Raw genomic sequence first — 20423 nt, forward strand, 5'->3', positions numbered from 1 at the left:
ACTGCGCGATCGGCAACATCGCTCCGAACGCCTACGAAGCCGCCGCCTCCGCTACACTCCCGGAAGCGGCATAACCGAAATGACACCGTGTCCAAGATTCAGGGTCAAGGCCCATCGTCGACGCCGGCTATTACCAGCGCGAGCGCTACCGAGAGGCCTTCCGCGAGATCTTCGAGGAGCTGCGCGCCGGCGGCATGTTCCAGCGGACGATCCCGCAGATCGAGAACAGCGAGCTCTACAAGTTCTCGCCGTTCAAGACGCTCACCGCGGATCAGGCGGTCGCCGTCGGGGAGATCGTGGAATCCCTGCTGCAGGACTTCGAGTCCGACGACGGCGGCATCAGCATCATCCAGGGCGATCCCGGGACCGGGAAGACCATCGTCGCGGTTTATCTGCTCAAGCTCCTGTCGGATATCGCCGCATATCAGGACGGCGATGAGGCCGACCCTGAGGAGATGTTCTCCGAGCATTTCGACGAGAGCACCCGGGATCTCATGGCTGATCGGAGGATGGCGTTCGTCGTCCCGCAGGAATCGCTGCGTCACGCCATTCAGAGCGTGTTCTCCCGGCTTCCGTCGATGTCCGAGGTGAAGGTCCTGACCGCCTTCGAGGTCGGCGAGAGCGAGGAGGACTTCGATCTCGTGATCGTGGACGAGGCGCACCGGCTGAACCAGTACGCCATGCAGGCCCACGGCACGCAGCTGAAGCGATTCCGGGATATCACCACGAAGCTCTTCGGGCATCTCGATGAGGACAAGAACCAGCTCGACTGGATCCGCGCCAAGTCCAGGCACGTGGTGCTGATGCTGGACCTGCACCAGAGCGTCCGGCCTGCGGACATCCCCCGCGCCGAGCTGGAGGCCGTCGTCGGGCAGGCGCGCGAGCGCGGCCGGGTCCACCCCCTGCACACCCAGATGCGGGCCGCAGGCGGCAACGACTACATCGCCTACGTGCGGAATCTGATGGCCGGGCGGTCCCCTGAACGTCGGCTCAGCTTCGGCGAGTACGAGTTCACCATGTTCGACGACGCCGGGGCCCTCAAGAATCGCATCGAAGCGCTGGAGCCCGAATACGGGCTGTGCCGGATGACTGCGGGATTCGCCTGGCCGTGGCGCTCGAATCCTCGCGGCAAGATCCGGGCAGATCACGACTTCGAACTGGACGGCACAGCGTTCCGCTGGAACTCCGTGACCACGGACTGGGTCAACTCCCCCAAGGCCCCGTCGGAGGTCGGCTCGATCCACACCCTGCAGGGCTACGACCTCAACTACGCCGGGGTGATCATCGGCCCGGAGCTGCGCTTCGATCCCGACGAGCAGCGGCTGTGGGTCGATCGGGCGCACTACGCGGACCGCAACGGCAAGATCGACAACAGGCTGCGCGGCCAGACGACGACCGACGACGATCTCCTGCACTACGTGACCAACGCCTATGCCGTGCTGCTGACCCGCGGCATGCGAGGAACGTTCGTCTACGTCTGCGATCCGCAGCTGCGCCGCCACCTGGAGCGCTTCATCCCCAAGGCCGCCCCGCTTCCCTGAGACCCTCCCACCCCACCCCGCCGAGTGGATACTCAGTTGCGCTAAAGCAGCGAATAGCGCAACTCAGTGTCCACTCGGCAGGAGGAGGGGGAAGAGGGCCACCAGGGAGAAGGCCACGCCCGCGAACACCAGGGCCCACCCCATCACCGGGCGGAGGTCGCGGGAGGTCACCCAGTCATAGACCGCAGTGACCCTCCGGGCGGCCGTCGGCACTCGCGGCCAGGCCCAGGCCGCCAGCAGGTACGGGCCCACCAGAGTCAGCAGGAACGGCAGGAAGGCGACCGCCTGCCACAGGATGTCGTGGCTGAGACCGGTGAGGATGCGCCCGACGACATACATCGTCGCGAAGCCGCTGAATCCCAGGAACGTGTTCATGAACCCGACGCCGGCCATGCGCAGCCGATCCTCGTGCGCCACGTTCTCCGGCACGGTCGGGGCAGGGCGGGGTCGGCGGGCCCGCCGCAGCACCACCGCGCCGGCGATCAGGACCACGACGGCGGCCACGAGACCCACGGCGCGGCGGATGAGCACCGCCTCGACGTCGCTGCGGGCGGCGTCGATCCAGGTGGTCGGGTCGACGGTGCGGAAGACCAGCAGCATGACCGTGGATCCGACGGCCAGACCCGCGGCCAGGGCGGCGATCGGCGGTTCGGGGCGCGAGGCGCACGTCAGCACCGCAGGCTGACGCCGTAGAGCGTGGGGCTGAACCCCACGACGAGGCCCAGCCCCAGCAGCATCGGCGTCGCCGCGACGACGGCTGCGATCTCAGTCCACCCCATGCGCCCCAGTGTCCCCGCCGAGTGGATCCCCAGTTGCGCTATCGCACCGAACAGCGCAACCAGGTATCCACTCGGCGGGAGAGGGGGAGGGTCAGGTGCCGCAGTAGGTCGTGAACGGCCGCGCACCGGGGGCCGTGCCCGAGGACTCCAGGCCCGCGAAGTCCACGTGCTCCTGGAACGGCGAGCGCACCGCGGCCAGCAGCCGCTCGTACCCAGCAAGATCCCCCGCCTCCGCGCGATCCAGCGCGTGCTGCAGGTGGTGGTTGCGAGGGATGTAGACCGGGTTCACCGAGGCCATGAGGTCGCGCTGCTGCTCCGCCGACGGATCGCCGAACCGGGTCAGCAGGTCGCGGCGCTCGGAGTCCCAGGCCCGGAAGGCCGCGGCGTCGTCGAACAGCGACTCCGCGGCCCCAAAGGCGAGCGCGCGGAAGAACGCCGTGAAGTCCTGCCGGTTCTCCTGCAGCAGCCCGAAGGTCCGCTCCACGAACGCGTCCAGCGCCGAGAGCGCGGCATCTCGCTCCTCTTCCGGCAGCCCGTCGACATCGAGCCCGATCTTCCGCCCCATTCCCCGGGAGAGTGCAGCCCGGAAGGCCGGCGCGTACTCGTGGAGCACCTCGGTCACAGCCTCCACGCCGGCGTCGGGATCATCCGGCGCCACGAGGTCCACGAGCGACTCCGCGAACCGCGACAGGTTCCACAGCCCGATCTCCGCCTGGCGCCCGTAGGCGTAGCGCGCCCCGTGATCGATCGAGCTGAACACCGCCCCCAGGGAGAACTGGTCCACGAACGCGCACGGCCCATAGTCGATGGTCTCGCCGGAGATCGTCATGTTGTCCGTGTTCATGACCCCGTGCACGAACCCCACGAGCATCCACTGCGCGATCAGCCGCGCCTGCGCGTGCACCACGCTGCGCAGCAGCTCGAGCGGCGGGTTCTCCGACGACGCCGCCTCCGGCCAGTGCCGCTGGATCGCGTAGTCGGCCAGCTCCCGTCGAGTCTCGAGCGAGCGCTGCGTGGCCGCGAACTCAAAGGTCCCCACCCGCAGGTGGCTGGCGGCCACGCGGGTGAGGATCGCTCCGGGCTCCGGGTCGGGCCCGTTGCGCTGGATTCGCTCGCCGGTGCTCACGACGGCCAGCCCGCGCGTGGTGGGGATGCCGAGGGCGTGCATGGCCTCGCCCATCAGGTGCTCGCGCAGCATGGGCCCCAGCGGCGCCTTGCCGTCGCCGCCGCGGGAGAACGGGGTGCGCCCGGAGCCCTTCAGGTGCAGGTCGCGACGGCGGCCGTCGGAGTCCACGAGCTCGCCGAGCAGCAGCGCGCGGCCGTCGCCGAGCACGGGATTGAACTGCCCGAACTGATGCCCCGAGTAGGCCTGCGCGTACGTGGTCTCGGCGGTGTCGCCGCTGAGCAGCGCGAGACCCTCCGGCGAGCGCAGCCAGTCCGGGTCCAGTCCGAGCTCGCGGGCCAGCTCGTCGTTCACGACGACGGCGCGCGGCTCTCGCACCGGAGCCGCCGACCACTCCCGGGAGAGATCGGGCAGGGCTTCGGCGTAGGTGTGCTCGAAGGATGGAGAAGCGACCATGTCACCCAGGCTAACGACGGCGGCCGTCCCTTCGCCTAGAGTCCACTCATGGACGTCTACCTGTACGCCGACGAGACCGGCAACTTGGACTACGGCGGCGCGGGGAAACAAGGTGCTTCCCCCTATTTCGGCTTCGGAACCGCAACCTTCGCAGGCGACCACGGGGCAGCTCTCATGCGCGGTCTTCGACTCCGTGCGCATGTCTCATCCAAGGGCATCCGCCTGGCACGCGGATTCCATGCGGTGGACGATTCCGCAGAAACGCGGGAAGAGGTCTTCCCGCTCATCGCTGAGCTGGAACCCCGCATCGACACGACGTTCTTGGCCAAGGCACAGGCCTACCCCAAGGTCAGGGCCAAGGGACAGATATACCTCTACCTGATGGCCTGGTACCTGCACCTCAAAGAAGTCGCACTGCGGGTGGCCAAGCCAGCAGACTCCTTGTACGTCATCGCGGGGACGTTCGGCACGAAGAAGCGCAGGGCTGAAGCAGAAACAGCTTTGCACGAGGTATGCGACCAAATCGATCGCAACATCCAATTGTGCGTGTGGGAGGCATCCTCGTCGTGGGGCCTCCAGGTCGCCGACTATGCCCTCTGGGCCACGCATCGGCACCTCACGGGGCGCTCATGCCACTGGTACGACCGGGACATCAAGCCGCTCGAGAAGACGAAGTTCCTGCCTTGGGGTCAAGACCCAGGAGCCGCTTCGGGGAACGTATAATGCCGACTATCCCAGTTAAGGGAAGAGGCCCCCTGGGCCTCTTATCGTCGGCCCTCTTATTATTGCACACTCGCTCGTGTCACGCCACAGGATCCCGGTAGCTTTGGCCCCATGCACCTGCGCAGCTTCCGCGATGTCCTGGCCCACCGCCTGATCGCCCAGGCCCTCGTGACCCCGCGCGCGGATGCCGCCGCGCACATGCTCGCCACGCAGGATCAGATCTACGCCGCAGGCGTCACCGCTCTGCAGATCCGCTCCGGCTCGGACGTCCTGCGAGAGATCAGCGAGCACCGCATCGTGCGCGCCTGGACGCAGCGAGGCACAGTGCACCTGGTCGCCGCGCAGGATGTCGGCTGGCTGACGCGGCTGTGCTCACCGCGCGTGGAGGCCGCCGCCGCCAAGCGCCGCCCTGGCCTGGGCCTCACCCCGCAGGACTGCGACCGCGCCCACGCCGCCTTCCGCGAGCGCCTGGCCGACGGGCCCCTGACCCGTCCGCAGGCCTACGACCTCTTCCGCACGATCGGGATCACCCCCGAGAAGGGCCCCGGCCAGCACCTGCTGCGCAGCTTCGGCGGCCAGGGAGACATCGTCCAGGGTCCGCGGGAGGGCAGCGACGACACCTTCCTGCTCGTCGAGCACCTGCCCACGCCTCAGCGGGAGCTCGACGGCGACGACGCCCTGCGCGAGCTGGCCGTTCGCTATCTCGTCTCGCACGGGCCCGCGACGGTCCAGGACCTCTCCTGGTGGTCGGGGCTGACGGTGCGCGACGCCAAACGAGCCGTCGAGCTGGCGGGGGACCACGCCGAGAAGGTGACGATCGAGGGCCGGACCGAGACCCTGTATGCGCCCCCGGAGGCCGAGCAGATCAGCGACGAGCAGCTCGACGCCGCGCTGCAGACCCAGCTCGAGCTGCCCGCCTTCGACGAGTACCTCATCGGCTACAAGGACCGCTCCGAGTTCCTGCCCGCCGAGCTGGTCCCGATCGTCGGGCCCACCAAGAACGGCATGTGCCGGCCGTTCCGCGTGCGGCAGGGGATCATCGCCACCGCCGCGTGACCTGCCCGCACCGCATGACGCTTGGATTGTTGAACAATCACGGTCGTGCCTGGTATACCGTGAGCCGTATCACTGAAGTCGCGTGCCACAGCGCCCGCACCCCCACAGGACGGAGACCACGGTGCCCCACGGATCCACCGCGGCCGGCAGCGCGGACATCCGCCCCGCGAACCCCGAGGACCCCCAGGGCCTTCAGACGCAGGGATCGAGCCCCCGCTTCGAGCTGAGCTGGACCATATCGCTGTTCGGCACCGCCGTCGGCGCCGGCGTCCTGTTCCTGCCCATCAACGCAGGCCTCGGCGGCATCTGGCCGCTGCTGATCGTCACGATCCTGATCGGGCCGATGACCTACCTGTCGCACCGGGCGCTCTCGCGCTTCGTGTGCGCCTCCCCGGATCCGGGTGCCGACATCACGGTCGTGGCGCGCAAGGCCTTCGGCGAGGGCGTCGGGCGCGTCATCACCGTCCTGTACTTCCTGGCGATCTTCCCGATCGTGCTGATCTACGGCATCGGCATCACCAATACGGTGGACTCGCTGATGGTCAACCAGCTGGGCATGGGCTCGCTGCCGCGCTGGCTGCTCTCCGGCGTGCTGATCGCGCTGATGATGCTGGTGATGGTCTCGAGCCAGCGGATCATGCTGATCGTGACCCAGTGGCTGGTCTACCCGCTGATCGCGATCCTGCTCTTCGTCACGCTCTACCTCATCCCCAGCTGGAAGCTCGACGGCCTCACCGCCGCCCCGAGCGCCGGCGATCTGCTGATGTCGATCTGGCTCGTGATCCCCGTGCTGGTCTTCGCGTTCAACCACTCCCCGGCGATCTCGCAGTTCTCCCTGGCCATGCAGCGCCAGTACGGCCCCCGCGCCAGCGAGCGCGCCTCCGTCGTGCTGCGCCGCACCGCCGCCCTGCTGGTCATCTTCACCATGGGCTTCGTGTGGTCCTGCGTCCTGTCTCTGGGCGTCGACGGCCTCCAGGAGGCCAAGGACGCCAACCTGCCGGTCCTGTCGCATCTGGCCAACGTGCACGGCAGCCCGTTCATCGCCTACCTGGGCCCGGTCGTGGCGCTGGCGGCGATCGCCTCCTCGTTCTTCGGGCACTACCTGGGCGCGGCGGAGGGTGCTGCGGGCATCGTCCGGTCGATGGTCGACGCCGACGGCTCCAAGGTCAGCGATCGAGCCCTGCACATCGGCATCGCGGCGTTCATCTTCCTGAGCACCTGGGCCGCTGCGATCATCAACCCCTCGATCCTGTCCATGATCGAGTCGATCGCGGGCCCCGTGATCGCGATGATCCTCTACCTCATGCCCATGTACGCGATCCGGAAGATGCCCGCCCTGGCTCCGTACCGCGGGCGCCTGTCCAACGTGTTCGTCACGATCGCCGGCCTGGTGGCCGTCAGCGGCATCATCTACGGGCTGGTGTCCTGACCCTGATCGCAGCCAGCTCGGCCCGCTGAGCGTCACGACGACGCACCCCCTGCGCCTCCGCCCTCCGGTTAGTGACAGTTCGGCACCCCATCAGCGCTGATGGGGTGCCGAACTGTCACCAACCCCTGCGCGCCCCAGCGAGAATTCCACCTCTCACCTGCGAAGATATCGAGAATCAGGTCGTCTGCCGGGCGACACCTCCACGGACAATGACCAGAACGTGGACTCGCGCCAGCACACCGTCACCGACGGCGGCAGGGCCAACAAGGGCATCTTCTGAGCCGACGGCAGCGCTGAACGCCCCTCCGCAGGAGGCGGGTCTCACATCGAGACCCGCCCCCTGCCCCGCTGCGGGCACCTGCCCCGCGGATACGCTGGATGCCCGCATCGCAGCCCGTCCTTCGCGATGCCACCAGGAGGAACCCCCACCGTGACCGGCCACGCCGCTCCGAGACCCGGCATCAGCGTGGTCCTGCCTGTGCGCGACGACGCCCCCGCCCTGCGCCGCTGCCTGGCGGCCCTGGCCCGCCAGGACCGCCCCGCCGACGAGATCGTGGTCGTCGACAACGGGTCGAGCGACGACCTCCTCGCCGTCATCGCCGCCGCCGAACGGGACCAGGGCCTGCCGCTGCGCCTCCTGCAGGAGCCGCGTCCAGGGGTCTCATTCGCCGCCCACGCCGGTTACGACGCGGCCTCCCACGAGATCATCGCCCGCTGCGATGCCGACAGCATCCCGCCGTCGTCGTGGCTGGCACGCATCGAGCGGCAGCTGACGGCGGAGGACGACAAGCTGGTCGCCATCACCGGGGGCGGGCGCTTCGCCCCCGGGCCGCGCGCGCTGGGCCGCTCGCTGTGCGGCCTCTACCTGGGGCTCTACGGCCTCGCCTCCGGGCTGGCCCTGGCCCACCCGCCGCTATGGGGCTCCAACATGGCCATGCGCACCTCATGGTGGAACCGGGTCAGCCCACGACTCGCTCCGCGCCCGGGCATCCATGACGACTTCGAGCTGAGCTTCGAGCTGCAGCCCCACGAGGCCATCGCGCTGGACCGCGGGAGCATCATGCCGGTGTCGTGGCGGGCGGCCGTCTCCCCCCGTCGGCTGCTGGCCCAGCAGCGCATGGCCCGTCGGCTGCTGCTGCGGCGCTGGGAGCAGGAGCCGCCTTGGGAGCGGCATCGACGCCGATGGGCGGGACGCAGGTCGCCCCTGTGAGCGCCCTCGCCCGCCTCACGGCCTCCGCGCTGTGCTTCACGGGCATCGCCGTCGCCGCGGTCTACGCGCTCCAGGCACGCTGGGTGGACGTCGCGGTGCTGCTGCTCGTGGGGCTGGGGCAGGTCCTGTGCTTACTGGCCTTCCGCACCGCAGGAGCCAGGGCCACGGGCAGCCTGATCCTGCTCGTCGCCGGGGTGAGCGCCGCCGAGCTGCTCTACGAGCGCATCCTCCTGTGGGACCTCGTGATCCATCTGCTGGCCACGGGTGTGCTGACGGCGCTGTGGCGCAGCTTGCGCGGTCATGGCGACCCGACCGAGCGGCCGCGAGGCAGGGAGGGAGGGGCGACGGCGAGCAGGATCCGGGTCTGCGCCGCGGTGGGCCTCGTCCTGGCGGTGATCTGGGAGCTCATGGAGGCCGCGGGATCCGTGCTGGTCACCCCCGAGATCCACAACCCGCCCCTGGACACCGTGCTGGACATCGGCGCGGGGATGATCGGCGCGGCCATGGTGGGGCTGCGCCGCCGCCCGCTATGAAGAGCATCGCCCGAGTTCCCGATGACGCATCGATCCCCATCCTCATCGCCAACCTGCCGATCGCGCTGCGCGAGGGCTTCGAAACCTCGCTCATCATCGGCATCCTGGTCGCCTACGGCAACGCCCAGGACCTGGTCCGCGCTCAGGACCCGGACCTGGCCGATGAGATCGAGGGCGGCTTCGACGACGTCAACGGGCTGTCCGAGCCGCCGTCCGAGGTCGCCGGGACGGTCCTGCACTGATGAGCGACCAGCAGCCGACCGGCCCGGACCCGCAGCGAGCCGACGAGCAAGAGGCCACCGGCGGACGCACGCGGGGCTTCTCGCGGCGCCGCCTGGTGGCGGGCACCGGGCTGGCCGGGATGCTGGGCATCGCGGGCTTCGGCGGTGCGGCGATCGGCCGGGCCACGGCGGATCGCGGCAGCGGGCACTCCGAGCTGACCTATCCGTTCCGCGGCGATCGCCAGGCCGGGATCCTCACGCCGGCGCAGGACAACATGTACTTCGCCGCCTTCGACCTGGACACCGACGACGTCGAGGACGGCAGGGACCGCTTCGGGCTGCGCGAGCGCATGCCAGAGGTCCTCTCCGACGGCGTGCCAAAGTGCGCCAACGAAAAGCTGGTCCCCGGAGGCACCGGCGGGGACCTGATGATCCAGGCCTGCTCCAACGACCCGCAGGTCTGCGTCCACGCGATCCGCAATCTCACGCGCATCGGCTTCGGCACTGCCGTGCTGAAGTGGGGCCAGATCGGCTACGGGCGCACGTTGTCCACCTCGACCGAGCAGGAGACCCCGCGCAACCTGTTCGGGTTCAAGGACGGCACCGCGAACCTCAAGGCCGAGGACGGCGAGAGCACCCTGGTCGAGCACGTGTGGGTCCAGGACGGCGACGACGATGCAGCCGCGTGGTGTCCGGCGGCAGCTACCTCATGGCGCGCAAGATCCGCATGACCCTGGAGATCTGGGACCGGGTCCGGCTCTCGGAGCAGGAGCAGATCATGGGCCAGGACAAGCGCTTCGGGGCGCCGCTGTCCGTCGCGGAGCCTGAGGCCGAGGACGAGTTCGAGCCGCTGGACCTCAGCGCCCAGGGCGAGGACGGCCCGGCGTTCCCCGAGGACTCGCACGTGGCCATCGTGGCACCGGAGAGCAACGGCGGGCATCGGATGCTGCGCCGCGGCTACAACTACACCGACGGCAATGACTCCCTGGACCGCCTGGACGCGGGGCTGTTCTTCATCGCACTCACCCGCGATCCGCGCACCGGCTTCTATCCGATCCTGGAGCGGATGACCCAGAAGGATGCGCTCACGGAGTACCTGCAGCACGTGGGGTCGGCGCTGTTCGCCGTGCCGCCGGGCATGCGCGAAGGCGACACCATGGTGGGCCAGCGGCTCTTCGAGTGAGGCGCTGATCCGCAGTCGCCGACTCTGCGGTCGTCGGCCAGCGCGCTCAGGCGCGCGGCGGGGCGTCGACCGGGCGGTCATCGCGGTGCTTGCCGACGCCGCTCTGCGACGGCTGCGCGTCCCCTTCCGCCGACTGCTGATCAGCCTCTGCCTTCTCGGGCCGCTCGTCCGTCTCGGCGGCGGCGGCGGAATCAGGATCAGCGTCGTCGCTGTCGACGTCGAAGTACTCCATCGCCCAGCCGACGACCAGGCCCGTCGCGCCCATGACCAGCAGGGGCCGACGCACGCCGCGGCGCACCAGGAAGCGCTCGAACGCGCCGTCGAGGGCCAGTCCTGCCGCCGAGAGGCCGCTCATCAGCACGCCGACCGCTGCCGTCACACCGAGCAGCTGAGGCGTCCACCGCTGGTCGGCACCCTGCTCCTCCATCTGGTCCGCAGCAGCCGTTCGCGACGGCTCCAGGGCCTGCTCCCCCGCGTCGCGCCGCGTCATGATCCACACGAGGGCGCCTGCATAACCGATGCCCGGAGCGGCGATGATCGCAGCGCGCCCCGCCCCGCGCGCCCGGTGGAACGGGATCATCTCGCCCAGCCCTGAGCCGGCCGCGAAGGCCAGGGTCCGGGGTGCGTACAGCCTGCTCAGCGGAGGAAGTGCCATGCCCTCCACGGTAGGTGCGAACCGCGAGCGCGGCCAGAGGACCGGGCCCCGCCGGTCAGACACCGCCAGGGATCAGAAGTCCGTGGACGTCTCGTGCGGCTGAGCGGGGCGGAGGCGCTGCAGGTGCGTCCGGCGCACGAAGCGGATCGTGGGGCGCAGCATCATCTGGATCGAGCCGAGCACGAAGTCGTTGGCGATCGACAGCACCTCGTAGCGCTGCCGGATCACCAGCTCGTGGTGCCCCATGCGGATGTCCAGATCCCGATCCTGCTTCGTCATGCGCTGACCCTCCTGTGCTCCACGGGACCTGCGGCGGCAGGTCCACTCGTCGTCGCGGACCAGTGGACCAGACGAGAGCCGCTCACAGGTGAGGGACGACCTCCTGGCCGAGCTGCTCGATGACCTCGGCGGTGGGGCGGTCATCGCTCGCCTTGGCGAAGATGCAGTGCTCCAGGCCGATCTCCCGGTAGCGGTGCAGGGTCTCCACGAGGGCCTTCGACCCGGTGCGCAGGCCCAGGCTGATCTCCTGCGCGGGGGCGTCGGGATCCTCGAGCAGGTCCAGGCTCATGGACTGGATCAGCACCGGGTCGTTGCCCTGCCCGCGCCGCTGCACGGCCTGGCTCCACAGCCCGAAACGGCCCCTCTGCTCCTCGAACGGCCGGTAGTAGGTGGCCCAGGCATCGGCGTGGGCGGCGTTCCACTGCAGGGTCTGCTTGGCCGAGCCCACGATGACCTGCGGGATGCGGTGAGCGGGCGGGACCATGAGCTCGTACCCGTCGGTGGCCTGCAGAAGGTGCTCGCGCTCCTGCTCGTCGGGGCTCAGCGCCGAGCGCAGCAGCGCCCATCGGTCACGGAACGCGTCGCGGCGCTCGTCCAGGGAAGCGCCGAAGATCTCGAACTCCTCCAGGCGATCTCCCGTGGCCACGCCCAGCAGGAGCCTGCCGCCGCTGATCCGGTCCAGGGACAGGGCGGTCTTGGCCAGGTGCAGCGGGTGGCGCAGCGGCAGCACGGCCGCCGCCGTGCCCAGCGCGATCGTCGACGTGGCCCCTGCGAGCATCGACAGCCATTGGAACGGGTCGTCCAGCGACGACGCCAGCCGGTCCTGTCCCTGCGGGATCGCCAAGGGGACGTCGCGCGTCCACAGCGCGGCGATCCCCTGCGCCTCGGCGAGCTGCGCCAGCTCCCGAGCCTGGGCGGGATCGGCCATGGAGCCCTGGGGCTGCGGCGGCGGGGTCATCAGCCCGAGAGTGAGGCGGCCGTCGGGAGAGCGGACGGCCGCCATGGCCGGCGAGAGGTCCTGGTGCACAGGTGAGGCCTCCTGTCCCTGAGCGGCATCGCGAGACTCCACACTATCCAGACGTCCCGCTCCTGTATCGCGAGTACGGTGCCTCCCATGTCCTCCCCACAGCTGCACCGCTTCACCGGGCACATCGCAGGAGCTGGCACCGCCGAGGGGACTCGCCTGGTCCTGGGGTGCTGGACCCGCACGCCGCACGGGCCGTTCGCCGACGTCATGGCCGAGGACCGGGACGGCCATCGGATCCTGCTGGCACCCGATCGCTGGGTGGCCGATTTCGTCTCCGCGACCTACACCTTCGACGAGGTGCGCCTCGTCCCCGTCTCGGTGTCCCGCACGGGCCTGGGCCGGACGGGGCAGTGGGCGGTCCAGGCAGGACCTCTGGAGTGGCGCTTCCGGATCGGGGCGCGGGCGCCGCTGGGACATCTGCTGCGCCTGATCCCCCGACCGATCAGCCGCAGCCTCGCCTTCGCGCAGCTCAGCGATCCGATCGCCCGGGCCACGATGCCGGGGGTCCGCACTCTGGGTCAGGCCGCCCCGGGCCGCACCGAGTGGTACGCCGCCGACGATCTCCACCGGCTGAGGGGCAGCACCGCGATCTGGGAGGGGCAGAACCTGGGCGGCATGCGCGAGATGCTGCCCCCGCCGCGCTTCGGATTCAGCTCCACCCCTCGGCATCCGTCGCTCACCGCGGTGACCAGCACGGTCCGGATCGACTCCGCGGCGTGAGGCCTGCCCGCCTACGATGGCCGCAGGGTCGCACGCATGCCCCGCTGACCATCCACCACCACCCTCAGGAGACCCCCATGTCCTTCTCCTCGCAGAACCCCCACGATCCGCAGCACAACCCGCAGGGCGGCCAGCCGAACCCGCAGGGCCAGCAGCCCAGCTACGGCGGGCCGACGTACGGCGGGGCGAACCAGCCGATGCAGCAGCCGGGTCAGCACCAGCAGCCCTCGTACTCCGCACCCCAGGGCGGCTACACCCAGCCCGGCGGCCAGCCCCAGGGTCATCCCGGCCGTCAGCCGGGGCAGGAGAAGGGGTTCTTCGCCGCCCTGTTCGACTTCTCCTTCAAGAACTACATCACCATCAAGTTCGCCTCGATCCTCTACATCGCGGGCATCGTGCTGCTGACGCTGGGCTGGTTCATCATGACGGTCGCCGCTTTCGCCGCGGACAGCATGCTGACCGGCATGGCGACGCTGATCTTCGGTCTGATCATCCTGTTCATCTACATCGTGCTGTTCCGCCTGATGCTCGAGTTCTACGTGGCCATGGTCCGCACGGCCCAGAACACGTCGATCCTGGTGGATCGCGGCAACCGCCTCTGACGCGGGTCCGCCCGACGCCTCCACCGCCCGCCCGGTCGCCTCCTAAGACCGGGCGGGCGTCGTCTTCCCCAGGAATCCGGGCCTCCGCGCCGATAGGATCGGAACCACTCACCGATGAGGGAGCGATCCGTCACCGGCTCCCGACCGAGAGGACCGACATGCCCGCCGCAGAGACCTCCGAACCGCGGACGGTCCGCCTGTCGGGGCGGGCGAGCGCGCAGATCCAGCGCCTTCTGCTGCCGTCGCCGGCATCCGGAGAGGAGATGGCCGGTTCCGTCTTCCACGACACCGACGACCGCGCACTGCGCCGCCGCGGCATCACCCTGAGCCGCAGCGCGGCCCCCGAGCGCGGCTGGCTGCTGAGCGTCCCCGAGGGCGACGACCAGTGGGCCGTGGAGGTCCCGCGGCTGCGCAGCGCACCGGAGCGCCTGCCTGCCGCAGTGGCGCAGCTGCTCAGCGGGATCGTCGGGCAGGACGAGCTGATCGAGATCGACGACGACGGCCAGACCGCGGAGTCCGCGACCGGCGCCAAGGAATCGGCGAAGCCTGCCAAGAAGGCCCCGAGCAAGAAGGGCAAGGCGAAGAACCGCAAGGCCGTGGCGACGGGCGGTGAGCCCTCGGGCGTCGACGTCCTGCAGGCGGTGCTGGCTCAGCAGGCCGCGGCCCTGGAGCTGTGGGACCTGAAGGCGCGGCTGGACCTGCCGGACGCCCTGCATCAGCTGAGGGTCGCCGCGCGGTCCCTGCGCGGGCTGCTCAAGTCCGCGCGACCGTTCCTGGACCGCGGAGTCGCCGACGAGCTCGGCAATCGTCTCCAGCAGCTGGGCCGGTCCCTGTCCGCGGCCCGCGATGCCGAGGTCCTGGCCGAACAGCTTCCGGCACGTGCCGAGGCTCTCCAGGGGCGCGTGGGCGAGAAGACGGTGCAGGCGCTGGCGCAGACGGCTCTCAAGGACGCCGAGGCCTCGGCCGCCAAGGTGCGCGGCGGCGCGCAGCCGGAGCGGGCTGCCACTCTGGAGCTCGCCCGCTGCGCGGCACAGAACCCGCCCTTCACGGACAAGGGCCGGAAGAAGGCCGAGCGGCTGAGCCCGCGGCAGATGAGCGATCGGCTGGTGCGCCGCGCACTGCGCAAGGCAGCCAAGGAGACCGACCGCGCCCTGGCAGCCGACCGCGACGAGCAGCTGGATGCCGAGCAGCGCCTCGAGCACCTGCACACCGTCCGCAAGGCCACCAAGCGGGTCCGCTACGTCACCAAGGTCCTCACAGCCGCAGGCTTCCGCCCGGCCAAACCCATGCGCAAGCTCGGCAAGGCCGCCAAGAAGGCCCAGGACGCGCTCGGCGAGACCTTGGACGCCTCCGTGGCCGCCGCCTGGCTGCAGGACTCGGCCGCGGGGCTGCGTCGCGCCGGTGCCGACCCGTACGAACTCGGCCTGCTGACCGGCGCCGAGCTGCAGCGACTGGCGCACGGAGTCGACGACGGCTACGAGGTCATGGCGCGACTGGCCCGGCGGTTCGAGGACCACAGCAGCTGAGCCGACGGAGCTCCGGCGTTCGTCGTCGGTGGTGCTCTGCGAAGGGGCGCTGATGCCGTCCTTCCCAGCGGGATGAACGGCACCAGCGCCCCCTCACGGATCGCATCGAAGGACGTCAGTCCTTCTTCGGCTCGCCGTCGATGTCCGTCGCCGGCTTCTCGGCCGTCGGGGTGTACCACTTGGTGAGCTCCGGGTCGGTGCTCTCGAAGCGGGCCCCGGCGCCGTCGTCGTCCACGTGCGTGGCGCCGAAGACGAAGTCGTCGCCGTGCTCGTCGATGCCTCGGTGGACGCCCTTGTAGATCGCCTCGCGCGCGTAGCGGCGCCGGATCATGTAGGGGTCGTTCCGGAGGTCCTTGGCCCAGGACACCATGATCCCCAGGATGATCAGCCCGAACGGCAGGGCGCAGGTGACCATGACCGACTGCAGGCCCGACAGGGCGAACTGACCGCCGGCCAGCAGCAGGAACATCGAGACCAAGCCCAGGGCCAGGCCCCACATGATCGTGACCGGGGTCGACGGGTTCGACCGGCCGGACTGCGACATGGAGCCCATCACGTTGGTCGCCGAGTCGGCGGCCGTGGTGAAGAAGATCAGGATCGCGACCAGGACCAGGAACGACGTGATCCCGGTCAGCGGCAGGTTGCCCAGCATGTCGAACATGACGTTCTCGCCGCTGCCCTCCACGCCGATCGGATGGCCATTGAGCTCCATCCACATGGTCGTGCCGCCGAAGACCACGAACCACAGCACGGAGATCGCCGACGGGGCGAACATCACGACCGTGACGAATTCCCGCAGCGTGCGGCCCTTGGAGATCTTGGCGATGAACATGCCCACGAACGGCGACCACGAGGTCCACCAGGCCCAGTACATCATCGTCCAGCTCGCGGAGAACTCGGACTCGACCTCGCCCTGGCTCGGCGCCACGGACAGCATCGCGAAGGCGTTCTGGATGGTCGCGTAGAACGTCGTGGGGATCAGATCGAGCAGGAACAGCAGGGGCCCGGTCACCGCCACGAAGATCGTCAGGCCGATCACCAGGACCATGTTCGTGTTGGACAGGAGGCGGATGCCGCGCTTCACGCCGGAGACCGCGGAGATGATGAAGACGACGGTGAGCACGCTGATGATGACGACCAGGATGCCGTCGCCCTCCAGCGGCTGCCCCGTGATGATCGAGGTGCCGGTGCGGATCTGCAGCGCGCTGATGCCCAACGAGGTCGCGGTGCCGAACAGCGTGACCATGAGCGCGAAGACGTCGATGATCTTGCCCGGGATCCGGTTCGTGGCATTCGGGAAGATCGGCTCGAAGAGCGCGGAGATCAGCGGCAGCCGGCCGCGGCGGTAGGCCGCATATGCCAGGGCGCCGCCGATGAACGAGTAAACGCCCCACGGGATGATCGTGTAGTGCAGGCTCGTCTGGGCCATGGCGGCGGGGATGGCGTCCATGGAGCCGGCCTCGACGTCGAATGCCGGCGGCGGGGTCATGAAGTGGCTCAGCGGCTCGAGCGGTCCGTAGAAGACCAGGCCGATGCCCAAGCCCGCCGCGAAGAGCATGGAGATCCAGGAGCCCGTGGAGAACTCCGGCTCGCTGTCATCCGCACCGAGCTTGATCTTGCCGGTGGGGCCGAATCCGATCACCAGCATGAACAGCACGACGAGTGCGACGAGAGAGCCCAGCAGCCAGCCGAAGTGCGTGACCACCCAGGTCTGCATCTGCGGACCGATCGCGCCCAGATTCTCCGGGGCGATGATCGCCCAGCCCAGCACGCCGATGACCAGCACGGCGGCGGCGGCGAAGACGACCTTGTCGGTGGGGAAGTGGTCCCTGGCGTCCTCGACGTCCAGCCCGGGGATCAGCGCCGGGTGGATCGTGCGGTGCCCGCTGGCTGCCAGGCGCATGGTGGTCTGGACGCTCTCGGGCGCCTTCTGGTCATGGATCCTGTTCTCGATCTGGATCTCCGAATCGGACTCGCTGTCCGAGGCTCGGTGTCTCATCTGAAGCTCCCTGATCTATCGGCGGCGTCCGAGGCTAGCGGGATGCTGGGCAGAACCCCAGAAGAGCCTGTCTGCGCGAGGCGATGTTCCTCCGGCATTCGCCGTCGGCGCTTGACCCTCTCATCGCGTGAGGTCCCACGCTGATCTCCATGGATGACAACCGCACTTCCGCACCGGCGAGCCCCGTTCCCACCCCCGACAGCAGTGCCCAGCCACCGGCGCTGTGCCGCGAGATCTACGGGATGCCGATGTTCGTCTCGATCCCCTGCCGGGACCTGACCGCCTCGTCCGCGCTCTGGACCGAGGGGCTCGGGTTCTTCGAGCTGTTCGCGATCCCGGGCCAGCTGATCCACCTGCGGCGCTGGGCGTTCCAGGATGTCCTGCTGATCCCCGCCGAGGCGCAGCCGCTCGAGGCTTCCTCCCAGCCTCCGACGGTGAGCTTCGCGTGCGTCCTGGACCAGCTCGACGTGATCGCCGAGGCCTGCCGCTCAGCCGGCGGGGCGGTCGACGGCCCGCATGATCGCCCGTGGAACGCACGCGAGCTCGCCGTCATCACACCCGAGGGGACTCGCGTGGTCATGACAGCAGCGAAGCCCTTCGTGCACGATTCGCCGGAGGACCACGCGCTGCGGGCCATGGGCATCTGCGAGTCCGCATGAGCACGTCGATCTGTTCCGAGGACGGCATGAGCACCACCGAGCAGGACCTGACCATCGGCCCCGCCGCAGCGGCATTGGGCGTCTCCGTGCGCACGCTGCGCCACTGGGATGACCTCGGCATCCTGCGTCCCGCCGGGCGGGCAGCGAGCGGATACCGGCTCTACTCGGCAGATGATGTGGTTCGCGGCCGACGGATCCTGGCATATCGGGAGCTGGGCTTCTCCCTGGACGAGGTGACGGCCCTGCTCCACGAGCCCGCACAGCAGACGGTTCGACGACTGCGCGAGCGCCGCAGCGCCGCGGAGGCGGAGGCCCGACGGCTGCAGGCCGCGCAGGACGACCTCCACCGCCTGGCCGATGCCCTCGAGCAGGGCATCCTGCTCTCCGAGGCCGACCAGGCGGAGGCCTTCGGTCCCGACTGGGATCCGCAGTGGACCCGAGAGGCCCGTGACCGCTGGGGCGGCACCGACGCCTGGACGGAGCAGGCGGAGCGCGGCGCACGGCGCGGCCCTGAGCAGTGGGCTCGTCTCGCCCAGGGCCTCGCCGCTGTGGAGGAGGACCTGGCTTCGGCCTTCGCCGCAGGTCTCGCGCCGGGCTCGCCCGAAGCCGACGAGCTGGCGGATCGCCATCGGGAGGCGCTCAGCGCCTTCTACAGCGTCTCGCCGCAGCGCCATGTCCTGCTGGGCCGGATGTACCCGACGGATCCGTCGTTCCGGGCCCGCTGCGACCGCCTGGCCGAGGGTCTGGTCGACTGGCTCGCTCTGGTGATCGATGCCCGAGCCCGATCACTGGGCATCGACCCGGAGACCGCGGCCTGGGAGTGACGGTGACCGGGCCCAACGTCGTCGGGCGGCGGTGCTAGCTTCGGGCCATGACCGAGACCACCATCCGCGCCGCAGTTCCCGATGACGTCCACGAGATCGTCGAGCTCGTGCACGACCTGGCCGTGTACGAGAAGGAGCCCGACGCCGTGAAGCTGACCCCCGACGTGTTGCGGGAGCAGCTCTTCGGCGACCAGCCGGCGATCTTCGCCCACGTCGCGCCCGCTCCGGAGGGCTCCGGGCGGCGGATCGAGGGCTTCGCGCTGTGGTTCCTGAACTACTCCACCTGGGAGGGCACGCACGGGATCTACCTGGAGGATCTCTACGTGCGGCCGGAGGCACGCGGCGCGGGGCACGGCAAGGCGCTGCTGCGCACCCTGGCACGCACCGCCCGCGAGCGCGGCTATCAGCGCGTGGAGTGGTCGGTGCTGCAGTGGAATCAGCCGTCGATCGACTTCTACCGCTCCCTCCGCGCGGTCCCCATGGACGGCTGGGACGTCTACCGGCTGACCGGCGACGCCCTCGTCTCCTTCGGCAGCTGAGTCCCCGTGGACGAGCAGGAGCTGCTGTCCTGGGCGGACGAGGTTGCCATGCAGTGCCCGGGCGCCGAGCTCGAGCATCCCTTCGGCCCGGAGACGGACGTGTACAAGGTCTGCGGGCGGATGTTCCTCATGCGCCTGGAGCTGCGCGGCCAGTGGATGGTGAACCTCAAGGTCGAGCCGCAGGACGGACAGGCCCTGCGCGATGAGTACGCCGAGATCACCCCCGGCTACCACATGAACAAGAGGCACTGGGTCTCGGTGCGCGCCGGCGAGGCTCTGAGCAGGAGGTTCGTCCGCGAGCTCGTCGTGGACTCCTACCGCCTGGTGCTCGAGAAGCTGCCGCGCGGCGTTCGCCCCGTGGACCCGGAGACGTACGGGGGTCAACTCCGCTGAAATTGAAATGCTACGAACGTATCTTTTTGCAAACTTTGCACATTTTGAATCAAATATACTGACTGATCCTCAACGAAAGGGTATTGTGGCTTCAGCCCCAATCGTAATATCACTCCTCGCGCTAATTGTTTCGATTGCGAATATTGTCATATCTGGACAACGGGCACAAAAAATCTGGACCCAGACTCAAATCATGGAATACGTACTAAATTACTGGGAGGCAAAACAAAATCTCGATGTCATCGGAAGCTTGATTCTTGAGGAACATACGAGGTCTTATGACCAAAACCGCACTCCTCACTGGGCGATGCAAGTTGTTGATAAATACACGAGCATAGACGCGGGGGATGAATCCAGAAATATCCGTGTTGCTTTCGGAAAATTTGCCTCGGCCACCGTTCCCCTTATGCACATAGTTGACGATTCCAGAATCACATCCGCCCTGAAGCACCAGCGGCAGTGGGCGCAGAACATTATGCAATCCTGGGCGGATGCTCGCATGGATCTGACAGACCTCGCGAGCTCAAAATCCCCCACCACTGACTCAAAAGAATTTACGAAATCCACGTATAAACTAATCGAAAGCAGTCACTCTCCAGCCTCCATGATTCAGTTTGAAGATATTGGGGTTGTTATTTGGAAACTATACCTCCCGTCAAGGCCAGGGAAACGTCGCCACCCAAAGATTAAGATGGTAGATCAAAGTTACCTCTCCGAGTACCTCAAATCGTAGCGGCACAAGAAATCTCTCAATCTACTTCTTTCTACTGTTCTAATATAAAAAGGGTGGCACGCGGCTCCGCGCGTCGAATATAACAACGCCGCAATCAATGTTAATTGACCATGAAAAATTCGGGCGTTATTTGCCGAGGAACCCTTGCTAGCTCAAACGATAAAAGTTCGCCACGTATACAATCCGCCTGGTACGCGAGAAGCTGCCGCGCAG

23 protein-coding genes are annotated in these 20423 nt (G+C 68.5%); 17 read left to right on the forward strand and 6 right to left on the reverse strand.

Translation table 11 applies throughout. From position 1 onward, the window contains the following. The first annotated feature begins 194 nt into the window (after nt 1–194). Nucleotides 195–1541, forward strand: coding sequence for a DNA/RNA helicase domain-containing protein (locus FFS25_RS11255; protein WP_249933880.1), 1347 nt, complete (start codon nt 195–197; stop codon nt 1539–1541). Between the two features lie 63 nt (nt 1542–1604). Here the strand turns inward: FFS25_RS11255 and FFS25_RS11260 are convergent, their stop codons facing one another. Next, nucleotides 1605–2216: a hypothetical protein gene (locus FFS25_RS11260; protein ID WP_137802982.1), complete on the reverse strand. Its 612-nt coding sequence runs from the start codon at nt 2214–2216 to the stop codon at nt 1605–1607. A gap of 195 nt (nt 2217–2411) precedes the next feature. Then, nucleotides 2412–3899: a protein adenylyltransferase SelO gene (locus FFS25_RS11265; protein ID WP_137802983.1), complete on the reverse strand. Its 1488-nt coding sequence runs from the start codon at nt 3897–3899 to the stop codon at nt 2412–2414. A 48-nt stretch (nt 3900–3947) separates the two neighbouring features. On the opposite strand from FFS25_RS11265, the gene FFS25_RS11270 reads away from it, so the two are divergent. The 8 genes from FFS25_RS11270 (at nt 3948) to FFS25_RS14050 (ending at nt 10254) form a co-directional block, all read left to right on the forward strand. After that, entirely contained in the window at nt 3948–4622 is a 675-nt protein-coding gene (locus tag FFS25_RS11270; protein WP_137802984.1) for a DUF3800 domain-containing protein, read from the forward strand. A gap of 111 nt (nt 4623–4733) precedes the next feature. Then, the gene (locus FFS25_RS11275) at nt 4734–5678 is read left to right on the forward strand and encodes a winged helix DNA-binding domain-containing protein (RefSeq protein ID WP_137802985.1); all 945 of its coding nucleotides are present in this window, start codon (nt 4734–4736) and stop codon (nt 5676–5678) included. Between the two features lie 121 nt (nt 5679–5799). Next, on the forward strand, nt 5800–7107 hold the full coding sequence (locus tag FFS25_RS11280; protein WP_137802986.1) for an aromatic amino acid transport family protein: 1308 nt from the start codon (nt 5800–5802) through the stop codon (nt 7105–7107). Between the two features lie 430 nt (nt 7108–7537). After that, entirely contained in the window at nt 7538–8317 is a 780-nt protein-coding gene (locus tag FFS25_RS11290; RefSeq protein WP_249933881.1) for a glycosyltransferase, read from the forward strand. Beyond that, nucleotides 8314–8850, forward strand: coding sequence for a hypothetical protein (locus FFS25_RS11295; protein WP_249933882.1), 537 nt, complete (start codon nt 8314–8316; stop codon nt 8848–8850). The genes FFS25_RS11290 and FFS25_RS11295 overlap by 4 nt, the downstream gene beginning before the upstream one ends. Further along, nucleotides 8847–9092: a hypothetical protein gene (locus FFS25_RS11300; protein ID WP_137802988.1), complete on the forward strand. Its 246-nt coding sequence runs from the start codon at nt 8847–8849 to the stop codon at nt 9090–9092. The genes FFS25_RS11295 and FFS25_RS11300 overlap by 4 nt, the downstream gene beginning before the upstream one ends. After that, nucleotides 9092–9802, forward strand: coding sequence for a Dyp-type peroxidase domain-containing protein (locus FFS25_RS14045; protein ID WP_349654428.1), 711 nt, complete (start codon nt 9092–9094; stop codon nt 9800–9802). Before FFS25_RS11300 ends, FFS25_RS14045 begins: the two co-directional genes overlap by 1 nt. Continuing rightward, nucleotides 9799–10254 carry a Dyp-type peroxidase gene (locus tag FFS25_RS14050; protein WP_349654429.1) on the forward strand — a complete coding sequence of 152 codons (456 nt, stop codon included), beginning with the start codon at nt 9799–9801 and terminating at the stop codon, nt 10252–10254. Before FFS25_RS14045 ends, FFS25_RS14050 begins: the two co-directional genes overlap by 4 nt. Nucleotides 10255–10300: 46 nt before the next feature. Here the strand turns inward: FFS25_RS14050 and FFS25_RS11310 are convergent, their stop codons facing one another. From FFS25_RS11310 to FFS25_RS11320, 3 genes are all read right to left on the reverse strand, one after another. Further along, nucleotides 10301–10909, reverse strand: a complete 609-nt coding sequence (locus FFS25_RS11310; protein ID WP_137802989.1) for a hypothetical protein — start codon at nt 10907–10909, stop codon at nt 10301–10303. A gap of 72 nt (nt 10910–10981) precedes the next feature. Beyond that, nucleotides 10982–11188, reverse strand: coding sequence for a YrhK family protein (locus FFS25_RS11315; protein WP_137802990.1), 207 nt, complete (start codon nt 11186–11188; stop codon nt 10982–10984). An 82-nt stretch (nt 11189–11270) separates the two neighbouring features. Then, on the reverse strand, nt 11271–12257 hold the full coding sequence (locus FFS25_RS11320; protein WP_249933883.1) for a TIGR03571 family LLM class oxidoreductase: 987 nt from the start codon (nt 12255–12257) through the stop codon (nt 11271–11273). A 45-nt stretch (nt 12258–12302) separates the two neighbouring features. Between FFS25_RS11320 and FFS25_RS11325 the strand changes: the two genes are divergently transcribed. The 3 genes from FFS25_RS11325 (at nt 12303) to FFS25_RS11335 (ending at nt 15063) form a co-directional block, all read left to right on the forward strand. After that, entirely contained in the window at nt 12303–12935 is a 633-nt protein-coding gene (locus FFS25_RS11325) for a hypothetical protein (RefSeq protein WP_137802991.1), read from the forward strand. Between the two features lie 77 nt (nt 12936–13012). Further along, entirely contained in the window at nt 13013–13537 is a 525-nt protein-coding gene (locus FFS25_RS11330) for a DUF4282 domain-containing protein (RefSeq protein WP_137802992.1), read from the forward strand. Nucleotides 13538–13695: 158 nt separating this feature from the next. Continuing rightward, a complete protein-coding gene (locus FFS25_RS11335) occupies nt 13696–15063 on the forward strand; it encodes a CHAD domain-containing protein (protein ID WP_137802993.1) in 1368 nt (455 codons plus the stop codon). A 115-nt stretch (nt 15064–15178) separates the two neighbouring features. Here FFS25_RS11335 and FFS25_RS11340 read toward each other — a convergent pair whose 3' ends face one another. Then, nucleotides 15179–17062: a BCCT family transporter gene (locus FFS25_RS11340; protein WP_137802994.1), complete on the reverse strand. Its 1884-nt coding sequence runs from the start codon at nt 17060–17062 to the stop codon at nt 15179–15181. Nucleotides 17063–17211: 149 nt separating this feature from the next. Between FFS25_RS11340 and FFS25_RS11345 the strand changes: the two genes are divergently transcribed. The 5 genes from FFS25_RS11345 to FFS25_RS11365 all read left to right on the forward strand — a co-directional run bounded on the left by FFS25_RS11345 (nt 17212) and on the right by FFS25_RS11365 (nt 20210). Further along, on the forward strand, nt 17212–17721 hold the full coding sequence (locus FFS25_RS11345) for a VOC family protein (protein WP_137802995.1): 510 nt from the start codon (nt 17212–17214) through the stop codon (nt 17719–17721). Nucleotides 17722–17747: 26 nt separating this feature from the next. Beyond that, on the forward strand, nt 17748–18545 hold the full coding sequence (locus FFS25_RS11350; RefSeq protein WP_171004189.1) for a MerR family transcriptional regulator: 798 nt from the start codon (nt 17748–17750) through the stop codon (nt 18543–18545). Nucleotides 18546–18592: 47 nt separating this feature from the next. Then, complete coding sequence (locus tag FFS25_RS11355) at nt 18593–19084, forward strand: GNAT family N-acetyltransferase (RefSeq protein ID WP_137802997.1); 492 nt, start codon at nt 18593–18595, stop codon at nt 19082–19084. A 6-nt stretch (nt 19085–19090) separates the two neighbouring features. Beyond that, nucleotides 19091–19477 (forward strand): MmcQ/YjbR family DNA-binding protein, encoded by a 387-nt coding sequence (locus FFS25_RS11360; protein ID WP_137802998.1) that lies wholly within the window; start codon nt 19091–19093, stop codon nt 19475–19477. A gap of 193 nt (nt 19478–19670) precedes the next feature. After that, on the forward strand, nt 19671–20210 hold the full coding sequence (locus FFS25_RS11365; protein WP_137802999.1) for a hypothetical protein: 540 nt from the start codon (nt 19671–19673) through the stop codon (nt 20208–20210). The last annotated feature ends 213 nt before the right edge of the window (nt 20211–20423 follow it).

The sequence above is a fragment of the Kocuria sp. 2SI genome, from assembly GCF_005502825.1.
GTDB lineage: Bacteria > Actinomycetota > Actinomycetes > Actinomycetales > Micrococcaceae > Kocuria > Kocuria palustris.